At 48.5% G+C, this 23,672-nt stretch carries 18 protein-coding genes and 1 riboswitch; of the genes, 8 read left to right on the plus strand and 10 right to left on the minus strand.

Going from position 1 to position 23,672, the window contains the following annotated elements:
• Nucleotides 1-43: 43 nt before the first annotated feature.
• Nucleotides 44-2,413, plus strand: coding sequence for a TonB-dependent receptor (locus tag ACFQRK_RS13660; RefSeq protein ID WP_379007559.1), 2,370 nt, complete (start codon nt 44-46; stop codon nt 2,411-2,413).
• On the opposite strand, the gene ACFQRK_RS13665 is transcribed toward ACFQRK_RS13660, so the two are convergent.
• On the minus strand, nt 2,414-3,298 hold the full coding sequence (locus tag ACFQRK_RS13665; protein ID WP_379007561.1) for an AraC family transcriptional regulator: 885 nt from the start codon (nt 3,296-3,298) through the stop codon (nt 2,414-2,416).
• A gap of 247 nt (nt 3,299-3,545) precedes the next feature.
• On the opposite strand from ACFQRK_RS13665, the gene ACFQRK_RS13670 reads away from it, so the two are divergent.
• The 3 genes from ACFQRK_RS13670 to ACFQRK_RS13680 all read left to right on the plus strand — a co-directional run bounded on the left by ACFQRK_RS13670 (nt 3,546) and on the right by ACFQRK_RS13680 (nt 9,124).
• On the plus strand, nt 3,546-4,424 hold the full coding sequence (locus tag ACFQRK_RS13670) for a sugar phosphate isomerase/epimerase family protein (RefSeq protein WP_379007568.1): 879 nt from the start codon (nt 3,546-3,548) through the stop codon (nt 4,422-4,424).
• The gene (locus tag ACFQRK_RS13675) at nt 4,421-5,548 is read left to right on the plus strand and encodes a Gfo/Idh/MocA family oxidoreductase (RefSeq protein WP_379007570.1); all 1,128 of its coding nucleotides are present in this window, start codon (nt 4,421-4,423) and stop codon (nt 5,546-5,548) included. Before ACFQRK_RS13670 ends, ACFQRK_RS13675 begins: the two co-directional genes overlap by 4 nt.
• A gap of 66 nt (nt 5,549-5,614) precedes the next feature.
• Nucleotides 5,615-9,124: a PVC-type heme-binding CxxCH protein gene (locus ACFQRK_RS13680; RefSeq protein ID WP_379007572.1), complete on the plus strand. Its 3,510-nt coding sequence runs from the start codon at nt 5,615-5,617 to the stop codon at nt 9,122-9,124.
• Between the two features lie 40 nt (nt 9,125-9,164).
• Here the strand turns inward: ACFQRK_RS13680 and ACFQRK_RS13685 are convergent, their stop codons facing one another.
• Complete coding sequence (locus ACFQRK_RS13685; RefSeq protein WP_379007574.1) at nt 9,165-10,304, minus strand: endo-1,4-beta-xylanase; 1,140 nt, start codon at nt 10,302-10,304, stop codon at nt 9,165-9,167.
• 178 nt (nt 10,305-10,482) lie between these two features.
• A riboswitch (TPP riboswitch) is annotated at nt 10,483-10,610 on the plus strand.
• A 52-nt stretch (nt 10,611-10,662) separates the two neighbouring features.
• On the opposite strand from ACFQRK_RS13685, the gene ACFQRK_RS13690 reads away from it, so the two are divergent.
• The 4 genes from ACFQRK_RS13690 to ACFQRK_RS13705 all read left to right on the plus strand — a co-directional run bounded on the left by ACFQRK_RS13690 (nt 10,663) and on the right by ACFQRK_RS13705 (nt 15,293).
• Nucleotides 10,663-13,122, plus strand: coding sequence for a TonB-dependent receptor (locus tag ACFQRK_RS13690; RefSeq protein ID WP_379007576.1), 2,460 nt, complete (start codon nt 10,663-10,665; stop codon nt 13,120-13,122).
• A gap of 127 nt (nt 13,123-13,249) precedes the next feature.
• Nucleotides 13,250-14,491, plus strand: a complete 1,242-nt coding sequence (locus ACFQRK_RS13695) for a PQQ-dependent sugar dehydrogenase (protein ID WP_379007578.1) — start codon at nt 13,250-13,252, stop codon at nt 14,489-14,491.
• A complete protein-coding gene (dtd, locus tag ACFQRK_RS13700; RefSeq protein WP_379007579.1) occupies nt 14,491-14,949 on the plus strand; it encodes a D-aminoacyl-tRNA deacylase in 459 nt (152 codons plus the stop codon). Before ACFQRK_RS13695 ends, dtd begins: the two co-directional genes overlap by 1 nt.
• A gap of 17 nt (nt 14,950-14,966) precedes the next feature.
• Nucleotides 14,967-15,293, plus strand: coding sequence for a nucleotide pyrophosphohydrolase (locus tag ACFQRK_RS13705; protein WP_379007582.1), 327 nt, complete (start codon nt 14,967-14,969; stop codon nt 15,291-15,293).
• A gap of 7 nt (nt 15,294-15,300) precedes the next feature.
• Here the strand turns inward: ACFQRK_RS13705 and ACFQRK_RS13710 are convergent, their stop codons facing one another.
• The 8 genes from ACFQRK_RS13710 to miaB all read right to left on the minus strand — a co-directional run bounded on the left by ACFQRK_RS13710 (nt 15,301) and on the right by miaB (nt 23,624).
• A complete protein-coding gene (locus ACFQRK_RS13710) occupies nt 15,301-16,581 on the minus strand; it encodes a hypothetical protein (RefSeq protein WP_379007585.1) in 1,281 nt (426 codons plus the stop codon).
• A 204-nt stretch (nt 16,582-16,785) separates the two neighbouring features.
• The gene (gene groL / locus ACFQRK_RS13715; RefSeq protein WP_379007588.1) at nt 16,786-18,423 is read right to left on the minus strand and encodes a chaperonin GroEL; all 1,638 of its coding nucleotides are present in this window, start codon (nt 18,421-18,423) and stop codon (nt 16,786-16,788) included.
• Between the two features lie 136 nt (nt 18,424-18,559).
• Complete coding sequence (groES, locus tag ACFQRK_RS13720) at nt 18,560-18,835, minus strand: co-chaperone GroES (RefSeq protein ID WP_079718112.1); 276 nt, start codon at nt 18,833-18,835, stop codon at nt 18,560-18,562.
• A 279-nt stretch (nt 18,836-19,114) separates the two neighbouring features.
• Complete coding sequence (gene secG / locus ACFQRK_RS13725) at nt 19,115-19,477, minus strand: preprotein translocase subunit SecG (RefSeq protein WP_379007591.1); 363 nt, start codon at nt 19,475-19,477, stop codon at nt 19,115-19,117.
• A 13-nt stretch (nt 19,478-19,490) separates the two neighbouring features.
• Complete coding sequence (locus ACFQRK_RS13730; protein ID WP_379007594.1) at nt 19,491-20,435, minus strand: hypothetical protein; 945 nt, start codon at nt 20,433-20,435, stop codon at nt 19,491-19,493.
• 8 nt (nt 20,436-20,443) lie between these two features.
• Nucleotides 20,444-20,950 carry an LptE family protein gene (locus tag ACFQRK_RS13735; protein ID WP_379007596.1) on the minus strand — a complete coding sequence of 169 codons (507 nt, stop codon included), beginning with the start codon at nt 20,948-20,950 and terminating at the stop codon, nt 20,444-20,446.
• Between the two features lie 17 nt (nt 20,951-20,967).
• Complete coding sequence (locus ACFQRK_RS13740) at nt 20,968-22,215, minus strand: sigma 54-interacting transcriptional regulator (protein ID WP_379007598.1); 1,248 nt, start codon at nt 22,213-22,215, stop codon at nt 20,968-20,970.
• Between the two features lie 5 nt (nt 22,216-22,220).
• Nucleotides 22,221-23,624, minus strand: coding sequence for a tRNA (N6-isopentenyl adenosine(37)-C2)-methylthiotransferase MiaB (gene miaB / locus ACFQRK_RS13745; protein WP_379007600.1), 1,404 nt, complete (start codon nt 23,622-23,624; stop codon nt 22,221-22,223).
• Nucleotides 23,625-23,672: the final 48 nt, after the last annotated feature.

A 23,672-nucleotide genomic window follows, 5' to 3' on the forward strand; every position in this document is an offset into this window, starting at 1 on the left:
GTAATTTCGGCGCGCTTAGGAATTTGAAAAGTAATATATAGCTATGCGCCACGTTTCTTTATTGGGTTTATTCTTGATACTATCGGGTACCGCTGTAGCCCAGTATTCGGTTGGAGGAATGGTACGGACGGAAACCGGGAACGGGATACCCCGCGCATCGGTTCAGGTATTGAATTCCAACCAGGCTACTTCAACCGACGACCAAGGGAATTTCCGGCTTGAGCACCTATCTGCGGGCACACATATGATTCGCGTGAGCGCTGTTGGATATGCGGCTGAAAATCATACCATATCAGTACATGGAGATGCCACACTGGATATTCAGTTAGCTGGCGTCGAAACCCGGTTGGATGAAGTGGTGGCAACGGCCCAGAAAATGGAAAGCGATCCCCACGATATACCGGCCAGCTTGTCGGTCGTAGGTGCTCGGCAGATTGAACAGCAATACATCTGGAATGTCATGGATGTGACTGCTGTTGTGCCCAACCTGAACATAGCAAATCCGGGTGATAACCGGAACGTGGCTTCCATCAGGGGGATTACAACTACTTCCTACAATCAAGCCGTCGCCACGTACGTGGATGGGGTTAATCAATTTGGATTGGATACCTACATCCCTTACTTGCAAGATGTGGAGCGAATCGAAGTGCTCCGCGGACCACAAGGCACACTCTACGGTCGAAATGCCATGGGCGGCGTTATCAATATCATCACTAAACAGCCTACGAACCGAACGAGCGGATTGGCGGAGATTAACGTAGGGAATTACGGGCAACAGCGTTACCTATTAGGTATCCGCACACCCATCGTCAAAGACCGGCTATTTTTCGGGGCTTCCGGTATGTACAATGGCCTGAATGGTTTTTTTACCAATGATTTTGATGGTTCGCATTATGACAAACAACACACGGGATTCGGCAATTATTATTTGAAATACCTGGTCAGTAACCAGTGGGCAATGACGTTGAACTTCAAACATGTCTCGAATCGCAATCGCGGTGCGTTTGCCCTTATCCCCGGCATGGATGATGCCCTTGGAAACCCCTTCCATCTCAGCCAGAATGCCCGGACCGAAATGGTTGACGAGACGCGGAACGTGTCGCTTTCTGTCAATCATTTCGGCGATGCCCTTAATTTTAGCTCGCAGACCGCTTATCAATCCAATTATCGGTTCTACCGCGATCCGATCGACGGTGATTTTTCGCGGTTGGATGCCGTTTCCATTGTGAACGATTATGGCAAGGATTGGAATCATGTCAAGGTGTTTACCCAGGAATTTAAACTGGCTTCGGCGCCTTCCAGCAATGCTCCTCTTCATTGGACGGCCGGGACATTTCTATTCCACCAAGATGCGCCTACCAAACAAGGTACCTATTTTGGGGCGGATGCCGAAATGATGGGAGAAGGAACGCCCACCCATGCCACTAGTATTTTGACAAACGCGGCCATCAACCAGGGGATCGCCGTTTTTGGCCAACTTGGGTACCAATTTAATAACGGGTGGGAATTCCAAGTCGGACTTCGATACGACTATGAGAATGCCCAATTGGACGCCCGCGGAGAATTCCAACCCGACGGCGGTGATATCATGGTTGTTCAACCTGATACGGCTGCTTCTGCAGATTTCCATGCGTTTACACCACGGGTCAGCGTGAAGTATGCTTTTGACGAAGCACATCATATTTATGGATCCTACACACGGGGCTTCCGTGCGGGAGGGATTTCGCAGCTTTCTTCGAATCCAGAGGAGGCTTCGTTACGGCCGTTTGATCCCGAGTTCAGTAATAACATCGAGGTCGGTAGTAAGAACCTATTTATCGACCGGCGTCTGCAACTGGATGTAACGGCATTTTACAGCCGTGTCAACAACGCACAGGTACCAACACTGATCCTGCCCGACGCAATTACCGTAACCGAAAACACCGGACGGATGCAAAGTTTAGGTGCCGAAGCGGAAGTAGCCGCTCGCGTGGTGCGGAATTTGACGTTGTGGGGCAGCGCTGCGTTTACCCGCGCGGAGTACACGGATTTCAACACGGCGGGAGCGGATGGCGGCAATGTTCAGTTAAAGGGAAACCGACCGGTGTATACTCCCGAATGGACCGGTTTTCTTGGTGCCCAATATGTGATTCCATTGCAGGTTGATAACAAGCAGCAATTGCAATTGGGCGTTTACGGCAAATTCATCGGACAGCAATATTTTGTTGTCGATAATACCATTGGGCAAGAAGCTTACAGCCTGTTGAACGCAAACATCAGCTACACCTGGAAAGGCTATGAGTTGAGTCTTTGGGGGCAAAATCTCGCAGATAAACGGTACGTCGACTACGCGTATAACGTAGGCTTTGCTGCCGTGCATCTGGGTAGGCCGGCCACCTTCGGTGTGACGGCCCGGAAGCGGTTCGGTTTCTGATCAAAGCGTCAAAAACTTTTGCCGATACTCCTTGGGGGTCATTCCGATGAACGTTTTAAATTGCCTGTTGAAGTTAGACAGGGTGTTGAATCCGGATTCATAGCAAATCTGATCAATGTTTTTAGCTTCCTCCGTGGAAAGCAATTTACACGCATTGCGGATACGGAGCTCGGTAAGGAAGTAGGAAAACGATTTGCTGGTTTTCATGGTGAAATAGCGACTGAACGACGTGGGCGTCATGTTCAGTAACGCAGCCACTTCTTCCAGAGGAACTTTATTTTTAAAGTGTTGGGCGGCGTAGTTGTATACCGTATTAATGCGATTGGACTCTATTTCTTTCAATGGGTTGTCAACCACATCGTCGTGCAACAAGTGATAATCTTTACATACGGTTAGTAAATCAAGTATTTTGAAGAAATGGATGATGCTTTCGGTACCATGTAGGTGAAGAAGTTCAAGCATCAGTTTGGATGTGGCTTTGGCGCATTCACCGTGAATTTCCATGCCGTAGCGCGCTCTTTCAAAAAGCATCTTGATTTGTGAAAATTCATCCTTACCCATAAGTGGGCGCCAGGAACTTTCATCGAAATAAATAACGAGCCCGTGGCTAAACTTATCGGTAGGGCGTTCGAAATCTCCCTCATCAGTTCGCCATAAATGAGGAATGTTGGGGCCTAAAAAAGTTAAATCACCCTTATCAAAAGATTTGACTGTGTTGCCGATAAAGCGTGTGCCCGTACCCTCCAATACCAAAAAAAGCTGAAACTCCTGGTGGGCATGCCAGGTCGCATCAAAATGTTTCTCTCGTAACTCCCTAACAAAAAATATGTTGGATTCGGGAATGTTAGATTTTTGAACAACGGTTTTTCTGAATGTTGTTTCCATGGTTATACATAACTAGTGTCTTTCTCGGCGAGTTAAAATTAACCAAAGTTGTTAAAAACAACAAGCGCTTCGTACGGGGTTTTGGATTATTATTGCAGTATTCAGGATAAAATTTCTTAAAACGGATAAAATATAGTCATAATTTGTTATTTAACAGGTGTTACATTGACATTTTAACTCCTACCTTAGCTTTTGAATTGTACCCGTTATAAACGACAATAGGTAAATAAAACCGATACTTGATACGATGCCGTTAACGATCACACTAGGGGTTAGCACATGGTTGTGGACATCTCCCTTTAAAACCGACGATGCTGCGGAGCTTTTTGCCAAAGTCAAACGCATGGGCTTCGACAAAATTGAGATCGCCGTCGAGGATCCCAGTCTGATTGATGTGAAGGAGGTGAAATCGGAGCTGGCCAATAACGGATTGGATGCGATTTTATGCGGTGCATTTGGAAGCACCCGAGACCTGACAAACGACGACGAGTCGTTGCGTAATAGTGGCATGGATTATATCTCCCGATGCCTCGATATCGCAGTCGAATTGGGTGCTGGATTTTTTGCCGGTCCGATGTATTCGGCGGTAGGAAAGGCCCGGATGGTGCCTCCACAGCAAAGGGAGTTGGAATGGAGCCGTGCCGTCGAAAATCTTCACACCGTATGTGAGCGGGCTGCCGAACGTCGGCTTCGGATCGCTCTCGAACCGTTGAACCGCTTTGAATCTGATTTGGTGAACAATGTAACCGACCTCACGAGGATGATAGCGGAAATCGATCATCCGGCGGCAGGAATTTGTTTGGATATGTTTCATATGAACATCGAAGAACCTGATCCGGAACGGGCTATCCGAATGGCAGGTGATAAGCTGCTGCATATTCAGGTTGCTGAAAATTATCGCGGTACGCCCGGATCCGGCAATGCCAGTTGGGAAAAATATTATCGCGGACTCGAAGCAATCGGTTATACGGGAACTGTGTCCATCGAAAGTTTCACCCCTGAAAATCAGGAACTGGCAGCGGCGGTATGCATCTGGCGTAACCTAGCGGAGAGCCAGGATGCGTTTGCAAGCGACGGACATGAGTTTTTAAGAAAATGGGCAACAGGAAAAACGAATATATTATGAGCAAAAGCAAGATCAACGTAGCCATCATCGGACTCGGGTTCGGTGCGGAATTTATTCCTATCTATCAACGGCATCCCCACGCCAACATGTATGCAATATGCCAGCGGAATGCAGATAGTCTCCACAAAATTGGCGATGCGTTTGGAATTGAGAAGAGGTATCAGGACTATGACGAACTCCTGACGGACAAAGAGATTGATGCGGTGCATATCAACACCCCCATTCCTAATCATGCCGAACAGTCTATCAAAGCACTGCGTGCCGGCAAACACGTCGCGTGCACGGTACCTATGGCAACAACGGTTGCAGAATGTGAGGCAATCGTGAAAGCTACGCAGGAAACCGGCTTGACATATATGATGATGGAGACCGTGGTTTATGCCCGTGAGTTTCTGTTCATGAAAGAACTCTATGAAAAGGGAGAATTGGGAAAAATCCAATTCCTCAAGGCGAGTCATCAGCAGGACATGGATGGGTGGCCTAATTATTGGCCAGGTTTGCCTCCAATGCATTATGCCACCCATTGCGTAGGACCGGTATTGGCGCTTACACGCAATGAAGCTGAATATGTTTCGTGTTTTGGTTCGGGTACCATACGGTCGGAGTTGCATCACCATTATCATTCAACGTTTGCAGTCGAAACGGCCCATATTAAATTCCGGAATTCTGACTTAAGTGCACACATCTATCGCTCTTTGTTTGATACGGCAAGGCAATATCGCGAAAGTTTCGAGGTATATGGTTCAAAAAAGGCAGTGGAATGGCCGCTGATTGAAGGCCGGCCGTTGGTGATACATACCGCCAAAAAGCCTGAACCGGATATTCCGGAAGAGGTACAGTCGCCCGATTATGCGCATCTGTTACCGGCACCTATTCAGCACTTTACAACCGGGGGTGTATATGATGAGGACAGCAATCAACACCTCTCTTTTACCCAAGGGGCAGGACATGGAGGCTCCCATCCACATCTCGTTCACGAATTTATCAGTGCCTTAAAGGAGGGCAGGTCGCCGTATCCAAATGAGAAACAATCCGCAAATATCACGTGCGTGGGCATTCTAGCCCATGAGTCGGCACAACAAGGAGGCAAAATCATTTCCTTGCCCGATTTTACGTTTTCATAACCAGGACAAGTCCGGCTGACCGAGAAGATTAAACCAATTTGAATAAACGCTAATTTGACCATGCAAATGAAAACATTCAGATTTTTATTACTGTTGGTAATCCCACTGTATTTTGTCGGATGCAATGGGCGCAGGAAGAATGACGATGCACCCAGACGGCTTGAGTTGTTTTTTCTCGGTCATGACAGTAAGCATCACGATTCGGAAATGTTGGCAGGCATCTTGGCGCAAGAATATTTTACGAAGGGAATCAATATTACCTATTCCACCGATCCTGAAGATTTAGCTAAAGAAGACCTGGAGCTGTATGACGGCTTGATCCTTTATGCAAATCACGATTCAATCAGCCCGGCACAGGAGAAAGGGCTGCTGGATTTTGTCAAATCGGGAAAAGGGTTTATTCCGCTTCATTCGGGTTCCTATTGTTTCCGCAATTCTCCGGAGGTGGTGGCGCTTATTGGCGGACAATTCAAAAGCCATGGCGGCGGGTCATTCAATGCGGAAATCGTAATGCCCGAACACCCGGTTATGAAAGGAGTAGAATCTTTTACAACCGAGTGGGATGAGACATATGTACACGATAAGAAGGCAGACGACATCATCGTACTGATGGAGCGGGTTGACAGTATGGGACGTGAACCCTATACCTGGGTAAAAGAATACGGCAAGGGCAGGGTTTTCTATACCGCTTTTGGCCATGATGAGCGGACGTTCCGAAATCCGGGATTCCTCAAGCTGGTTCACAATGGCATTATGTGGGCCGTAGGTGAAGAGGCTGCGGCGAAATTGAACGGATTTACAATCGCACAACCGACGTATCAGGAAGCCACCATGCCAAATTATGAAAAGCGGAATCCACCGCCCAGATACCAACTTCCACTTAGCCCGGAAGAGTCGCAGACGTTAATACAAGTACCTCCCGGATTCCGACTGGAACTGTTTGCTAGCGAGCCGGACATCAGAAAGCCCATTGCCATGGATTGGGACGAAAAAGGTAGGCTCTGGATAGTGGAAACGGTTGATTACCCCAATACGGTACGGGATGACAAGGGAGCGGGAGATGACCGGATACTGATCTGTGAGGATACCGATGGTGATGGCAAAGCAGATAAATTTACGGTATTTGCCGAAGGGTTGAATATCCCAACTTCACTAACATTTGCCAATGGCGGGGTAATCGTCGCGCAGGCCCCCGATTTCTTATTTTTGAAGGATACAAATGGAGACGATAAGGCAGATGTAAAAGAGGTATTGATACACGGATGGGGAACATTTGACACGCATGCAGGTCCTTCCAATTTGCAGTATGGATTGGATAACCAGGTTTGGGGAACGGTTGGCTATTCTTCTTTTGAAGGGACCATCGGTGGAAAGCCCTATAAATTCGGCTCTGGCGTATATCGGTTTGCACCGGATGCACAACGTTTCGAGTTTTTGGCCAACACGTCAAATAACACCTGGGGCCTTGGTTTCTCGGAAGACTTTGATGTGTTTGTGTCTACGGCAAACAACGAGCACAGCGATTTTCTGGCGATACCTAACCGGTATTATGAAAAGGCGAAGTTGCGGGAAAAAGGGATCGAGAAAATCGATGCGCATTACGGAATGCACGTGTTGACAAAAGATCTCCGGCAGGTGGACGTACATGGTGGCTTTACGGCTGCTTCCGGTCATAGGCTATATACCGCAAGGGTATTTCCGCAAACGTATTGGAACCGGATCGCTTTTATTTCCGAACCTACAGGAAGACTGGTGCATCGTCAGGTGCTGGAACAGGTCGGATCGGGTTTTAAAGAAAAAGGTGATGGATGGAATATGGTAGCCAGCTCGGATAACTGGTTTGGCCCAGTAGACGCGAAGGTCGGACCTGACGGGGCATTGTGGATATTGGATTGGTATAATTTTGTCATTCAGCACAATCCTACCCCGGATGGCTTCGATAACGGAGCCGGGAATGCGTATATCGATCCGCTTCGAGACAATACGCGCGGACGTATTTACCGATTGGTGTATAAAGATGCAAAGCCTTCCAAGCATTATAAATTAGACCGGAAACGACCGGGCACAATGATCGATGCGCTTCAAAGTGACAATCTATTCTGGCGGCTTACAGCCCAGCGTCTCCTGGTCGAATCTGGCAATAAATCCGTTAAGGATGACCTGTATGATCTGATTGTGGACGAATCTGTCGATGCGGTAGGTGTAAACGGTGCCGCAACCCACGCGATATGGACACTGCACGGATTGGGACTGCTGGAGGGCAGTGATGATGAAAGCTTGTCGGTCGTTGTCAAAGCGTTGAAACACCCCGCTCCGGGAGTACGGCGGGCGGCAGTCCAGACGCTCCCTATCGGCAACGCAGACGTAGTACAGGAGATCCTTCAGTCTAACGTGACACAGGATCCTGATTTTCGTGTGCGTCTTGCGGCTTTTTTGGCGTTATCGGATGCGGGGTCGACTACCGAGATTGGTAAGGCATTGTTCGAGGCCGTACAACAGCCGGAGAACGTCAGTGATAAATGGGTATCGCACGCATTGCTGATTGCAGGTTCGGTGCATCGGCAGGCATTCATGGAAGCATATCACCATAAATTCGGACACCTGGATTTGTCCAATATGGACGGCTCGTTGGCTGAACGGATATTTGCCGGTAGCCGGATGTCGGTATTGCCCCTGAGCACCGAACGTGGCGGAACGGTAGGTGGGCCTCAAATACCTGACCTTGCCAATCAGGAGATGAGTTTTGTCGCCGACATCCGGCGTCCGGAGATGCGTCGTACCCTAATGGAAGGGGTATTGGTTTCACAAGGAGACAATAAGGATGGCTATGCGGTTTTCCTAAAAGACGGGAAGTTATATTTTCAGGTGAACCAAAAGGGTCGTAAGGCGATCGTCACCTCAACCGATTCGCTGCCCGGAGAGTTTAAGGTAAAGGCATCGTTACGTGCCGACGGGAATATGACGTTATCTGTAGATGATAAACAAGTGGCAAGTGGCAAGGCTCCAGGCTTATTTGCTGAAGCACCTGACGGGCCCATCCGTGTAGGGCATAACCGGCAGCGCCGCTGGGATGATGAGCCCCGTATTGCAAATGTAGGAGAATACTCCGATGATTTCCACTTCACGGGACTATTGGAGAATGCCCGGCTTGTAATCGTCAACACTACGGAAGCTAGTGGTGGGGCTGAGGCGGTCGCCGATCAGTCGATCACCATCAAAGCGGTAATTGGTGAGATGAAATATGACGTCACCAACTTTACAGCCAAAGCAGGCCAGACATTGACAATTGTCTTCGAGAATCCGGATCATATGCAACACAATCTGTTGATTTTGAAACCGGGTACCTTCGAAAAAGTAGGTCAAGCCGCGGACGAGCTTGCCAAACGGCCTAATGGCGTTGAAATGCAATATGTTCCTTCAACGCCGGATGTGTTGTTTAATACGCCGTTGGTCAATCCTGCCGATCGTTTTGAGTTGACATTTACCGTACCCGCTACACCGGGTGAGTATCCCTATGTATGTACGTTCCCCGGACATTGGCGCATTATGCACGGCATTATGAAAGTGACTAATTAAATGCGGTAACAACAGAACAGCCCGCACGTTATATAAACAATTAATTGCCCGGTGACTTTGATTTCAATACCTGATAGAATGCGGTTTTTGGGACCATCTGCCGATCGAATAATAAGGGATAATTGGTTCGGCCACGTACCGGCCAATTATTCAGCCAAGATTGCCCATCGTGTACCCCCCACAACGTAATCCTGGTTACCTCTTCACGGTACTTCAAGAAGAGCCGGAAAAGCTCCTCATACGCTTGGGCCTGCGCTCGCTGTACGCTATCCGGCATTCCGTCAGGATAAGGGTTAAGCTGTTTATTGTACTTGGCTGTTCGGCTTACTTCTGCCGTGTTGCCTCCCAGTGGATTCGGAAGCACACTTAGGTCCAGCTCGGTAAACATCACTTCGACACCGAGTGCTGAAAATGCACGTATGGACTGTTCGATGTGCTCCATGGGGACACGCCCCACGTGCCAGTGCCCTTGGATGCCAACACCATCTATGCGCACGCCTGCTGCCTGGATTTTCTTGATCAATGCAATGGCTCCTGCTCTTTTTCTCGGCTGTTCAATATTGTAATCATTGTAATAGAGTTTGGTATTCGGCGCAGCTTCCTGTGCAAGTCTGAAAGCCTCTACGATATAGTCTTCACCAAGTACACGGAGAAAGATGGAATTTCGGAGCGAGCCGTCTTCATTCAATGCTTCATTGACGACATCCCAGGAGTCGACTTTACCGTCATATCGACCGGCAACGGTACGAATGTGTCTGACAAAGTATTGGCGCACGGAATCCACATCTTCCATCTGCTGCATAAACCTTGGCAATTGACTATGCCAGATCAGTGCGTGGCCGTTTATCTTCATGTTGTGTTTAGTTGCAAACGCTATAAATCGGTCGGCCTCTTCGAATTCGTAACGGTTCCATTGCGGCTGTAGTAACTGTGCTTTCATTAAATTTTCGGGTGTAGCGGCGTTAAACTGCCCCTGGATAAGCTGCAATTCGGCTCCATCTGTGGCCTTAATCTGACGGCTATTCAATGCGGTTCCGATCAGGAAATCAGCGGCAAACGTTTCTTTCAACGAGGCATTGCTGGCTTGCTGGCTGTAGAGCTTAAAAATTACGGAACTATGGCAGAGGAGTATCAACCCGGTATAGAGGGGTAATCGTAAAAGTCCGGTTTTTGTGTTCATTGTTGTTCGACCTTAATAACTATTTCAGGAATACCATGAAAGCCTATAAGTGTAAATAGGAATCAAATATCTAGTTTTATTTGGAATAACCTGGTTTCGTTGATAACCGCCTCAATCGGTGCCCGATGTTGCTAAACGCTTTGCTTTTCATCATTGAAAAAATAAGTATATCTTTGCACCTATCATTTAGGGGTGCCTTGTTTGTACCGACAAACACAAATAAAGGCTGAGATCATACCCAATGGCATGAGTGCCATGCACCTGATCCGGATAATGCCGGCGTAGGGAGGTAAGTTAAATAATTGGACTGTCATGAACCCCTTGTGGCAGTTGTGTTTAACGAAAAATTACAATAAAGATGGTAAAAAAATTAATCGCAGGGATTGCGTTTTTTTTGCACGTGGCTATCGTTCTCGCTCAACATGGCCTCACGGTAGAGGTGTTCGTAGCCGACAAACCGATGGCGGGGGCTTCGGTACGGGTTTCCGGAACGGCCTACAGTGGACAAACCGACGCCGAAGGCAGGGTGTACATCCGGAATCTGAAGCCGGATACGTATACCATTGGAGTAAGTTACCTCGGGTTCCAGTCGCAGTACCGCGAACTGACCGTATCAGGAGACGAGCGGATCCGCTTTTCAATGGAAAGAGCCGCATTGTTAACAGACGAAGTCGTTGTCCAGGCTACACGTGCCACTGAAAACACGGCAACGACCTATAAAAACCTGAGCAAAACGGACATTGAGAAAAACAACCTCGGACAGGACATCCCGTATTTACTTGACCAAACACCTGGGGTAGTCATTTCTTCCGACGCGGGAGCAGGAATCGGATATACCAGTATGCGCATACGGGGTAGCGATGGTCAGCGTACCAACGTTACCGTCAATGGCATCCCGCTAAATGATGCAGAGAGCTTGGGATCATTTTTTGTGAATCTTCCCGATTTTGCTTCATCGGTTGACAACGTGCAGATCCAACGGGGTGTCGGGACGTCGACGAATGGTGCCGGCGCTTTCGGGGCCAGCCTAAATTTCCAAACCAACACACTCAACAAAGACCCGTATGCGGAATTGGATAATTCGTTTGGCTCCTACAATTCCTGGAAAAATACCATACGGTTGGGGACGGGGCTAATCGATGACAAATTCACCTTCGATGGGCGGATGTCGCGCATCAAGAGCGACGGTTATATCGATCGGGCTACATCCGATCTGCAATCTTTTTTCCTGTCCGGAGCGTGGTATGGCAAAAACAGCCTGCTCCGTGCCAATGTGTTCGGCGGGAAAGAAAAAACCTATCAAGCTTGGTACGGAACGCCGGAATCCCGGCTTACCGGTGATGTGCAGGCGATGGAAGCCTATGCAGCAGACGACGGGCTTACCGAGTACGAGATTGAAAACCTATCAAAATCGGACCGGAGATATAACAAATACTTGTATGACAACGAAACGGATAACTACCGGCAAACTCATTACCAACTGCTGTTTTCTTCGACCCTGTCAAGCCGGTTGACTCTGAACACCGCCTTGCATTACACGCGTGGAAAGGGCTATTATGAACAGTTCCGGGATCGCGATGAATTGGCCGACTATGGGTTGTCCCCGGTTATCGTCGGAGAAAATACCATTGAAGAGACCGATCTTGTACGCCAGCGATGGCTGGACAATCACTTTTACGGCGGAACTTATTCCTTGGTATATAAACCTGCCGGGAGTTTTGAAGTTACATGGGGAGGGGCTTACAACCAGTACGAAGGTGGACATTATGGTGACATTGTCTGGTCGCGTCACCCGTTATTTACCGCACGTGATTACCTCGGCGACGCTGCGAACTCCTTTAACACGTCCTATCGGTACTACGATGGCGATGCGACGAAGAAAGATTTCAATACGTATTTAAAGGCCTCTTACCGATTGAACGACGTATTCCTGTTCGCCGATGTGCAATACCGCCATATCGACTATGCCATTGCCGGAATCGATAACGACCTGCGTGATATAACGCAGGATGCGAAATTTGATTTCTTCAATCCGAAAGTAGGCATTACCTACCAACTGTCAGGATCAAGCAATGTATACGCTTCCTATGCACTCGCCAATAAAGAGCCTATCCGGAGTGATTTTACCGACTGGCCTGTGGGACAAAGTCCGAAGGCCGAGCGATTGCACGATTTTGAGGCGGGATACCGGATCAGGTCGCCGCGGTTTAATATCGGAATAAATGGGTATGCGATGCGCTACAAAAACCAGCTGATCCCTACAGGTCAGCTCAACGACGTGGGTAGTACCCTGCGGAGAAACGTAGAAGATAGCTACCGGATCGGCGTTGAATTCGATGGCCGGTGGATGCCGGTCGATTGGTTCACCTGGGGGGCTACATTGGCATACAGCCAAAATAAGATCAAAAATTTCACGGAAATAGTGGGTGATGTCGAGAATTTTTACCCCCTTACGGATATTTCATTTTCGCCCGATTGGGTGGCATCCAGCGAACTGGCTTTCACGCCTTGGAAACCGGTTGAATTGGCCTTGTTGAGCAAATATGTGTCCAGGCAATACTTGGACAACACAGGTAGCCGTGAGCGGAGCATCGATGGATTTTTCGTAAACAACCTTCGTGTTGCCTATCGTACTTCGTTCTGGAAATTGAAGAACCTGGGATTGACCTTGTTGGTCAACAACGTATTCAATGAGAAATATTCGGCAAATGGTTTCACGTGGGGATATTACCGATCCGAGACCGATCGGGTCAGCTACAACTACTATTATCCGCAGGCGACAACCAATTTTTTGCTCGGATTGAATCTGAAATTCTAAGTTCGGGCATTTCCCGGATCGGTGCGCTGTTATAAATGTAAAAATAACAGCGCATTCTTTTTTATTGTATAGTTAGGCATTGATTTTGTCCGCAAAATGTATTTATCTTTAGGGAAAATTTTCGGTTATGCAAAAGACATTAAAATCGATAGGCGTGGTCGCGGGTTTATCGCTGGTGATTTCGGCGTGCGACTCTTCGGCATCCAAAGAAGCAGAAAAAGAGTCGGTAGCAGATTCAACCTATGCACCGGTGGAAACCCAGGAAGCCAATACCGACTATAAGCCGGCATTTGAAGGGCAAACGCGTATCGCGGGCGTAAAAACTTCGACTCCGTACGATGTAAAAGTATTGAGCGAGGGGCTGGACCGCCCATGGGGCATTGCCGTTCTGCCGGACGGACGGTTATTGATTACGCAAAAAGCAGGTACCCTCCGTATTGCATCACAGGACGGGACTCTTAGCGAGGCCATTACAGGGCTTCCTGAAGTGAATTCCAATGGACAGGGAGGCTTATTAGGCGTGACCGTCGATCCGGCATTCGATAGCAACCGCATGGTTTATTGGGTATTCTCCCAGGACACTCCGAACGGAACGCTTACCGCTGTGGCGAAAGGAAAGCTAGCTGCCGACGAAAAAAGCGTTGAAAATGCGCAGGTAATATATCAGGCCACGCCGGCACACAAAAGCAATTTACATTACGGCGGACGGATACTGTTTGACAAAGACGGCCATTTGTTCGTCAGCACGGGCGAACGCTCCGATATAGTCACCAGACCACAGGCGCAGGACCTGAACTCCGCTTTGGGAAAAGTGCTCCGGATCACTACCGACGGAAAGCCGGCTCCCGGAAACCCCTTTGAGGGCCGGAGCGATGCCCGTCCCGAAATTTATTCCTATGGACACCGTAATGTGCAAGGACTGGCCTTCCACCCCGCAACGGGCGATTTGTGGGAAGGTGAGTTCGGTCCGCGCGGTGGCGACGAAATCAACCGGATCGAACCGGGTAAGAACTATGGATGGCCTACCATCACCTATGGTCTTGAGTACAGCGGTAAGAAGATCGGCGATTCCATCCAGCAAAAGGAAGGCATGGAACAGCCCGTTTATTACTGGGATCCGGTATTATCGCCGAGTGGCATGACATTTTTTGCGGGCAATTCCATTCCGGAGTGGGAGAATAACCTATTTATCGGTGGCTTGAGCAGTGTGCATATCGCGCGACTGGTGATCAAAGACAACAAAGTCGTGGGTGAAGAACGCCTGCTTGCCGGTGAAGCCCAGCGTTTCCGTGATGTGCAACAAGGGAAAGACGGGGCACTATATGCGGTTACCGATGGTGGTCGGCTCTATCGGGTCGGTAAAAAATAGTGAGGGCGGTTATCCAACGAGTTTCCGAGGCATCCTGTACGGTTAATCAGCAAGTTGTCGGTGCAGTCGGACAGGGTTTCGTCGTGCTGTTGGGTATTGAGGAAGCAGACGGAATCGACGATGTCCGGTGGCTGGCACAAAAAGTCGTAAACCTCCGTGTGTTTGGCGACGAAGCCGGTATGATGAATAAATCCCTGCATGATGTACAGGGGAATATTCTCTTAATCTCTCAATTTACGTTATTGGCGCAGACCAAGAAGGGCAACCGTCCTTCTTTTATCCGTGCGGCCAAACCTGACCAGGCAATTCCCCTGTATGAGTTGATGATCGGGGAGCTTTCGGGGCACTTAGGTAAAAGCGTAGCAACCGGAATATTTGGTGCCGATATGAAAATTTCCCTCGTAAATGATGGACCCGTGACGATCGTTATGGATACAAAAGACAGAGATAATCATTAATATTAATATTCACCAGTATGACTATCCAAGAAGCCCAAGAGCAAGTAGACCGCTGGATACATACGACGGGTATCCGGTATTTCAACGAATTAACCAATACGGCGATTCTGATGGAGGAGGTAGGTGAGGTGGCCCGCATCATGGCCCGGCGATATGGCGAACAGTCGTTCAAGAAATCGGACGAACAGATAGATCTTGCCGATGAGATGGCCGACGTACTATTTGTGCTGATCTGTTTAGCCAATCAGACGGGAATCGACCTCACGGAAGCGCTTACGAAGAACTTGCAAAAGAAAGATATCCGCGATGCGGACCGGCATCGAAATAACGAAAAATTGCGGTGAGTGGCGATCATGATCGCAACCACTTACCAAACCAGTCGAAAGCTTTTTGCTGCATGCCGGCGTCCAACTTGTGCGGACCGTCGTAATATACGGATTCAAAATGGCCGGGCACCCCTGCTTTCGCATACACCTCACGCAAAATGCCATCCGCCTTTTTCATTTCGGCCAGCGTATACAGCTCGTCCTGATTGTTATTAAGCACCAGGGTAGGCAGCGGTACGCGCAAGCCCAGAATTTCCGGAAATTCGAGGTAATTGGGGAGTAAGGGAACGTAGGTCATCCAAGTATGCGTATACGATTTGTGCAATACGAAATCATCCCAGGTGGACATAAAGCCGGCGCAAACCGCGCATTTGATACGTGCGTCCGTGCCTGCCAGATACACGGTGCGCAGGCCCCCTCCGGATAAACCGCCACAGCCCAGTTTTTCGGAATCCACATCATCCCTAGCTGCGAGTATGGACAACGCTGCCTGGTCTTCGGCCAAAAATACACCAGGCCAAGTGGTGCCGCTGCTGAAAAGCGATTTGGACATGACATGTTCATGTTCAGCGGCCCATTGATTGTATTCCAGAATGTATTCACTGTCTACATCGCCATCCGGTTTATTGGGATGGCCCCGGTGGGGAACCCATGGAAGGCCCTCCACATCTTCATACCTTACCCGCCGACTTCCGAATGTAAAGGCATCATGTACCAACACGACATAGCCCCGCCTGGCGATTTCATTTGCCCAAGCCTGTCCTTCGTAATCGCTCCGTTGATGGTTAACCATCAGCGGGTGTTGGGCCCCGGTTAGGCGGGTGATTTTATCCACGCCAAAATATTTTTTCCCACCATGGTCGTGCAAGGCCAGTATACCGGGCAGGCGGCCTACGGCATTCTCAGGTTTCATTACGACAGCTCGGGTACGATGGCCATAGGGCAGCTGCCAAGACAACTCCTCGATAGCTAGGCCATCAAAAACGTACCTTTTTTCCGTTCGCACGGAGGGAATGGCCCCAATATCCGGTGAAGCCATCAATTCCGTGGTTTTTGCCATCGCTTTTTCCTTCCAGGTGCTCAGGTCTTTCCATGCAGGGCGTCGAAAAGACAGGGTTCCCGGAGAAGGACGCAGCGAAGTTGCCCAGGCACCGTAATTTCCAATGATACTTTTTGTGGACGGGTTTATCATATCGGTATGCGTGTTTCTATATCCAGAAAGGTCGAAAATTCCGCTGCCAAGAGCTCCGGCCATCAATGCGGATTTCCTAATAAAATCTCTTCTGGGTTCACTATGTATACTCATCGATTCCGGAGTTGTACAGGATCCGGCTAGCGGTCAACACAAAAATAGCGATATCTTTATGTATTCCAATGGTTCAATATAGTCACGTCATGCTGGATTTCCACATAGGTAGGAGATTTGTTAATGCTTAGGAAACAAAAAAACGGTACACCTTTTTAAGATGTACCGTTCTGCGTATATGATGGTCCCTTAACCGGGCAATGATTACATCATTCCGCCCATGCCGCCGCCCATTGGAGGAGCGCCTGCACCTGGTTTTTCTTCTTCCGGCTCGTCTGCCAGTACTACTTCCGTAGTAAGCAACATCGAAGCGATGGAAGCCGCGTTTTCCAATGCTACGCGAGATACTTTGGTTGGATCGATTACACCGGCACCGATCAGGTTTTCGTAATCGCCTGTACGTGCGTTGTAACCGTAGTCGGCCGTACCTTCCTTCACCTTTTGTACCACGATGGCACCTTCGATACCTGAGTTGTTGCAGATTTGACGCAACGGCTCTTCGATGGCACGCTTCACGATTTCAATACCGATGTTTTCATCTTCGTTAGCGCCTTTCAGGTCTTTCAAAGATTCACCAGCACGGATGAAGGCGACACCACCGCCGGCAACGATACCTTCTTCTACCGCAGCCCGGGTAGCATGCAAGGCGTCATCTACGCGGTCTTTCTTTTCTTTCATTTCCACTTCGGTAGCTGCACCTACGTACAACACCGCTACACCGCCCGCTAATTTAGCCAGACGCTCTTGCAATTTCTCGCGATCGTAGTCTGAAGTGGTCGTTTCAATTTGTGCTTTAATTTGATTTACGCGGCCTTTGATATCTTCTGGGTTGCCAGAGCCATTGATGATGGTCGTGTTGTCTTTGTCAACAACCACTTTCTCAGCTTGACCCAGGTAGGAAAGGTCGGCATTTTCCAATTTGAAGCCTCTCTCTTCAGAAATAACCGTACCTCCGGTAAGGATAGCAATGTCTTCGAGCATTGCTTTACGACGGTCTCCGAAGCCAGGGGCTTTTACAGCAGCTACTTTCAGTGAGCCACGGATTTTGTTAACCACTAACGTAGCCAATGCTTCGCCGTCAAGATCTTCAGCAATGATCAACAGCGGTTTTCCGGTTTGTACTTGTTTTTCCAGGATGGGAAGCAATTCCTTCATGTTGCTGATTTTCTTATCGTAAATCAGGATGTAAGGACTTTCCAGTTCAGCTTCCATCTTGTCGGTGTTGGTTACGAAGTAAGGCGACAGGTAGCCGCGGTCAAACTGCATACCTTCTACCGTTTTCACTTCAGTTTCGGTACCTTTAGCTTCTTCCACGGTAATGACACCGTCCTTGCCAACTTTTTCCATAGCTTCCGCAATCAGCGCGCCGATCACTTCGTCGTTGTTAGCTGAGATGCTCGCTACTTGTTTGATTTTGTTGTTGTCTTCGCCAACGGTTTGCGATTGCGATTGAAGGCTTTCTACCACGGTAGCAACGGCTTTGTCGATACCACGTTTTAAATCCATCGGATTAGCACCGGCAGCGACGCTCTTCAATCCAGGAGCGATGATTGCCTGGGCCAAAACGGTGGCAGTTGTCGTACCGTCACCCGCCTGATCGGCAGTCTTGGAAGCTACTTCTTTTACCATTTGCGCACCCATGTTCTCGAGCGCATCTTTTAGTTCGATTTCTTTAGCAACGGTGACACCGTCTTTCGTGATCGACGGAGAACCGAATTTCTTCTCAATGATCACATTACGTCCACGTGGACCCAATGTCACTTTCACTGCATTTGCCAACGTGTCTACTCCTCTTTTCAGGGCATCACGTGCTTCCACATTATACTTTACTTGTTTCGCCATTTTTTTAATTGATTTGAGATGTTAAACATGCGATCCGAGATTTTAAGAATCAATCGCTGTATCCCGCATCGTAACTTTTAAGTTTACCATTAATTATTAAACACCTACGAAGAAAAACGAATAGCTGATTACTACGTTATACAATTGCGTAGATATCAGATTCTTTCATAATTAAATATTCCTTTCCTTCGTAAGTAATCTCGGTGCCGGCATATTTGCCATACAACACTTGGTCTCCTACCTTTACAGTCAAAGGTTCGTCCGTTTTTCCTGCACCGACAGCCACTACCGTTCCGCGCTGTGGCTTCTCCTTAGCGGTATCTGGGATGTAGATACCCGATGCGGTCTTTTCCTCTGCAGGGGCAGCTTCCACTACCACTCTGTCGCCGATAGGTTTAATACTTAACGCCATAATTGATTTTATTTAATAATTAATTATTAATTGTTATTAATGTTTGATTTTCTCGGATAGCCTATCTCATCAATTATGCCAAGTCGCGATTCATCGGTTTACCTTGCCATTTTTTCATTTTGCGGACAGGTGTTTCCCGGCATGGAGCATTCGGTGTGTCAGGATGTCAGTGCTTCTGGCAGTTTCCGCGTTCGGTACGGACGAATAAGAGAAAAGCCTCCGGAATGATCATCAGGAGGCTTTGCTATCGGGTCGCATGCGACGATTATCAGACGATTATCATTGAGCGGTATCGGTATTCTGGGGGGTATCCTGTGGCGTAGCCGCCGGAGCCTCTCCCGATGGAAAAGCAGGAGCTGCCGGCGCTGTCGAGTTAATCTGATCGCTTAAGCCACTGCCGCCACTTCCTCCCGATCCGGAAGAAGGCGCTAAAACGTTAATAACCAGTGAGCAGACCATAATGGCGATGACCATGATCCAGGTCCCTTTCTCCAAAATATCTCCGGTGCGTTTCACTCCCATTAAATTGGCTCCGCCGGCGAATCCAGCAGCTAACCCGCCACCCTTTGGGTTCTGGATCAGCACAAGGAATGCTAATATAATACTGGCCAAAATAATTAATATGATCAATAATGTTTGCATTTTCGGTATATCGTTATGTTAATTTATCCGCTAGTTCAGCTATTTGAGCGGCAAAGTAACCACTTTTTTCGGGATATTTCAAACTTAATTTTTTATAGATTGCGATTGCTTTCGGATATAAGCCCTGATCGACATAGATTTTCGCCAAGGTTTCCGAAACCAATGTCAGCTGATCTTCCGCACTCTTTCGGGCTTTGTTTTCCAAATCGATCTTATCTGCCGGCGGTGGCTTGATTTGCGGCTCTTCCCGGATGAACCGTTCAATGATCGGATCGATATTCCGCGGAACCTGAAACGGCACGGTTCGGGTTCGGTGCTGTTCGCTAAGCTTTTCTTCAGGGGCCTGTAAATGAAAAATATTCTCTCTGATCTGCTGGTCTAACACCTGTTCCTCGACCTGTCTATCTGTCGGTTCATCGAGAGGCTGGCTATTGAGTGGGGCATACGGTTGATACGTATGCGCGTGTTCCATCCGGGTTTTGTTGAGCCACCAAAGAAAGCTATACGGCATATGTGCGTCGTTATAGAGGCTTACTTTTTCATGAGGTGTAGCTTCTACCAACGGGACGACTTCGGTTGATTCCCCAGTTTGTTCCTGTTCCGCGTAAACAAAATAGTCTATTCCCGCTGGATGTTCGAAAACGTCGGAATCTGCATTGTCCGGTTCGGGCGGCAGTGAGCTGTCAGCGGCTGGTCTATCTTTCATAAGGGGCGGGCCCTCAACCAGATACCCTTGTAACCAAAGGGGAGAATTTGTATATAACAGAACGTCGTCGATATGGGATTTCTCGTTTTCCTGCAACAGCTTCCGCGCATGGATAAAGCGTAACGACTGGGCATACGGATAACGATCGATCAACAGGGATAAGGTTGGCCCGTCAACCGTGGATGGATCGGCTACTGTTCCGTTATATAATGCTTTGTAATCTAGTTGTTCCACGCCGCCTATGACCTCCAAATTTTAGCTTACCAGTTTGCGAATGCTCTGTTATATATATCTTCAGTGAGCATCTGATTGATGTCACGTATTAACGATTCCTCCTGTGCAGACACGGCACCGGCAAAGTCCTTGAAGCGGGTAAACGGCTGTTCAAAGTTGTCTTCCGGTTTGATGGTATTCGTATACTTCACGCTAACGGTAATCGAAAGCCTGGTGAGCGCTGCACGGTCCGTGCCGGCTTCCACGGCAGCGGGAGTAATGCTGTAGCCTGTAATCCGTCCCTCAAAAATCGCATCGCCGTCGTTGGTCACCTGGCTCAGACTCGATTGGCTCCGTATACGTTCTTTGAGCGCCTCCGTAAACGATTGGCTGAGTGTCGGATAAACAATGGGGGCGGTATTCTCAAAAAACTCGACGGTATAGGTTTTCATTCCCTCGGGAATCGATCCACCGGTGAAGCCATATTTGACTCCGCAGCCCTGAGCGGATAAAATCGCCGATAAAAACATCAAGTAGCTAACTATTTTTCCCATCTTCATACGAGTCTCCCTCAATTCAGGTTCAGATCTTTGATTTTCCGGTAGAGCGTCCGCTCCGATATCCCCAGTTCCTGTGCTGCAGATTTGCGTTTACCCTTGTGTTTCTTCAGTGCTTTTTTGATAAGATCCGATTCCTTTTCTACCAACGACAGCGATTCTTCCTCGACTTCCTCGACTTCCTGGGTATGGAAATGGAAGTCGTCATTCTTTACCCCTTGGGGATGGTGAATGGTCAGCGTGGAAGGCGGTGCCAGTTGCTCCGGGGCAGGGCTGTCTACATCGCGGTAGAGTTTATTGATGTAGGGAGAGTGGTCTTCAACAATCCGGGAATTGACCCCATTTTGGATAATCTCAACTACCAATTTTTTCAGTTCCACCATGTCCTTTTTCATGTCGAAAAGCACTTTATAGAGTAGATCCCGTTCAGAAAAATCGTCTTTTCCGCCCGCCGATACGTGCACAGGAAGCGTGCTTCGATTGTCAACCGGTAAGTATTGCTCAAGAATCCGCGCATCGATTAACCGCTCTTTTTCCAATACGGCGATCTGCTCAGCGATGTTCTTGAGTTGCCTTACGTTGCCCGGCCAGGGGTAGTTGGCAAGTAACTGTTGAGCATCCTCCGTCAACTGCACGTTCGGGCTTCGGTATTTATCGGTGAAATCGGCTACAAATTTGCGGAATAGCAGGTGAATATCTTCCTTGCGATCCCGCAAAGCCGGAATTCGCAACGGTACGGTGTTGAGCCGGTAGTAGAGATCTTCGCGAAATTTTCCTTTTTGTACGGCATCGTATATATCCACGTTGGTGGCTGCAACGACGCGTACGTTGGTTTTCTGAACCTTCGATGAACCGACGCGGATATACTCGCCCGTTTCCAGCACACGCAGCAATCGAGCTTGGGTACCCAAAGGCAACTCTCCGACTTCATCGAGAAAAATGGTGCCGCCGTTTACCACTTCAAAGTAACCTTTACGGGCTTCGTGTGCACCTGTAAAGGAGCCTTTTTCATGCCCGAACAATTCAGAATCAATCGTGCCTTCGGGGATAGCTCCGCAGTTGACCGCGATAAACGGTCCATGTTTGCGCGAACTAAGCTGGTGGATAATCTGTGAAAACACTTCCTTTCCGCTCCCGCTCTCGCCGGTGATCAACACAGAGATATCCGTAGGAGACACCTGGCGGGCAACATCGATTGCCCGGTTGAGCAGAGGCGAGCTGCCAATGATCCCAAATCTATTTTTAATGTCTTGAATGTCCATGTTAACTAATCTATGATTTTTCCAATCAACGTTGCCGATGTACATTTTTCGGCATAGACGGTGACATAGTCGCCCACATGGTAGCGCTCGTCTTTGGGAAATACGACCATGCTGTTTTGATCGTTCCGTCCACAGTAGTCGTTGTCCGAACGTTTTGATAATCCTTCGATCAGTACCTTGTGTGCTTTGCCTACATAGGTTTGCAGCCGTTGCAAGCTGTGTTCACGTTGCCGGTCTACCACCTCGGTGAGCCGCCGCTTTTTTACCTCCTCGGGAATGTCATCTGTATAGCGCTTGGCCGCCAATGTGCCCGGGCGCTCGGAGTAGGCGAACATGTACGCAAAATCATATCTTACATAATCCATCATGGACAAGGTATCTTGATGCTCTTCCTCAGTCTCGCTGCAAAAACCCGTGATGACATCGGTCGAAATCCCGCATTCGGGAATAATTCGGCGGATCGCATCTACCCGATCCATATACCATGCCCTATCGTAGGTACGATTCATCAGTTTGAGTATCCGGGAATTACCTGATTGAACAGGCAGGTGGATATACTTGCAGATGTTTTCGTACCTCGCCATGGTATGAAGTACCTCATCGGTAATGTCCTTAGGGTGGGAAGTCGAGAATCGTACCCGTAACAAGGGGCTTACCTGAGCGACCTGCTCCAATAAGTTGGCAAAATTTACGGTTTCATATTTATAGGAGTCTACGTTCTGCCCCAGCAAGGTCACTTCGCGGTACCCTGCTTTAAACAGGTCTGTTGCCTCTTTGACAATGGACTGTGGGTCGCGGCTTCGTTCGCGTCCGCGGGTAAAGGGAACCACGCAGAAAGAACACATGTTGTCGCATCCCCGCATGATGGAAATGAACGCCGTTACACCGTTGGTGTTGAGACGTACAGGACTGATATCTGCATAGGTTTCCTCGCGTGACAACAGTACATTGACAGCCCTCGAGCCTTCGTCGACTTTTTCAATGAGATTGGGTAAGTCGCGATAAGCATCGGGACCAACAACGACATCTACCAGTCTTTCCTCTTCCAGGAATTTAGACTTCAACCGTTCTGCCATGCAGCCCAATACCCCCACCACCATGCCGGGATTCTTGGCCTTGGCTGATTCGAATTCCTTCAACCGATTGCGTACCCGCTGTTCGGCATTTTCGCGGATAGAACAGGTATTGATGAATACCACATCGGCTTCTTTATAATCGCGCGTCGTTTCAAAGCCTTTATCCAGCAGAATGGAGGCCACGATCTCGCTGTCTGAAAAATTCATCTGGCAACCATAGCTTTCGATATATAGCTTCCGACCGTTGCTTTTCTTCGGGTCATTTTCCAGCAGCAAGGCTTCTCCCTGCCGGGTTTCGTCATGCTGTTTTGTATTTGTCGGTATCTCAAACATCGTCGTTGATTAAAGCCTACAAAGTTAACAATAAATTTTGAATGAATG

The sequence above is a fragment of the Parapedobacter sp. GCM10030251 genome (assembly GCF_042666505.1).
Lineage (GTDB): Bacteria > Bacteroidota > Bacteroidia > Sphingobacteriales > Sphingobacteriaceae > Parapedobacter.

Coding starts and splice junctions, on each gene's coding strand:
- ACFQRK_RS13705 (WP_379007582.1), top strand. CDS start 14,967: ATGACTATCCAAGAAGCCCAAGAGCAAGTAGACCGCTGGATACATACG.
- ACFQRK_RS13670 (WP_379007568.1), top strand. CDS start 3,546: ATGCCGTTAACGATCACACTAGGGGTTAGCACATGGTTGTGGACATCT.
- miaB (WP_379007600.1), bottom strand. CDS start 23,624: ATGTTTGAGATACCGACAAATACAAAACAGCATGACGAAACCCGGCAG.
- secG (WP_379007591.1), bottom strand. CDS start 19,477: ATGCAAACATTATTGATCATATTAATTATTTTGGCCAGTATTATATTA.
- ACFQRK_RS13685 (WP_379007574.1), bottom strand. CDS start 10,304: ATGAACACAAAAACCGGACTTTTACGATTACCCCTCTATACCGGGTTG.
- ACFQRK_RS13675 (WP_379007570.1), top strand. CDS start 4,421: ATGAGCAAAAGCAAGATCAACGTAGCCATCATCGGACTCGGGTTCGGT.
- groL (WP_379007588.1), bottom strand. CDS start 18,423: ATGGCGAAACAAGTAAAGTATAATGTGGAAGCACGTGATGCCCTGAAA.
- ACFQRK_RS13740 (WP_379007598.1), bottom strand. CDS start 22,215: ATGGACATTCAAGACATTAAAAATAGATTTGGGATCATTGGCAGCTCG.
- ACFQRK_RS13735 (WP_379007596.1), bottom strand. CDS start 20,950: ATGGGAAAAATAGTTAGCTACTTGATGTTTTTATCGGCGATTTTATCC.
- ACFQRK_RS13680 (WP_379007572.1), top strand. CDS start 5,615: ATGAAAACATTCAGATTTTTATTACTGTTGGTAATCCCACTGTATTTT.
- ACFQRK_RS13665 (WP_379007561.1), bottom strand. CDS start 3,298: ATGGAAACAACATTCAGAAAAACCGTTGTTCAAAAATCTAACATTCCC.
- groES (WP_079718112.1), bottom strand. CDS start 18,835: ATGGCGTTAAGTATTAAACCTATCGGCGACAGAGTGGTAGTGGAAGCT.
- ACFQRK_RS13695 (WP_379007578.1), top strand. CDS start 13,250: ATGCAAAAGACATTAAAATCGATAGGCGTGGTCGCGGGTTTATCGCTG.
- ACFQRK_RS13660 (WP_379007559.1), top strand. CDS start 44: ATGCGCCACGTTTCTTTATTGGGTTTATTCTTGATACTATCGGGTACC.
- ACFQRK_RS13690 (WP_379007576.1), top strand. CDS start 10,663: ATGGTAAAAAAATTAATCGCAGGGATTGCGTTTTTTTTGCACGTGGCT.
- ACFQRK_RS13710 (WP_379007585.1), bottom strand. CDS start 16,581: ATGAGTATACATAGTGAACCCAGAAGAGATTTTATTAGGAAATCCGCA.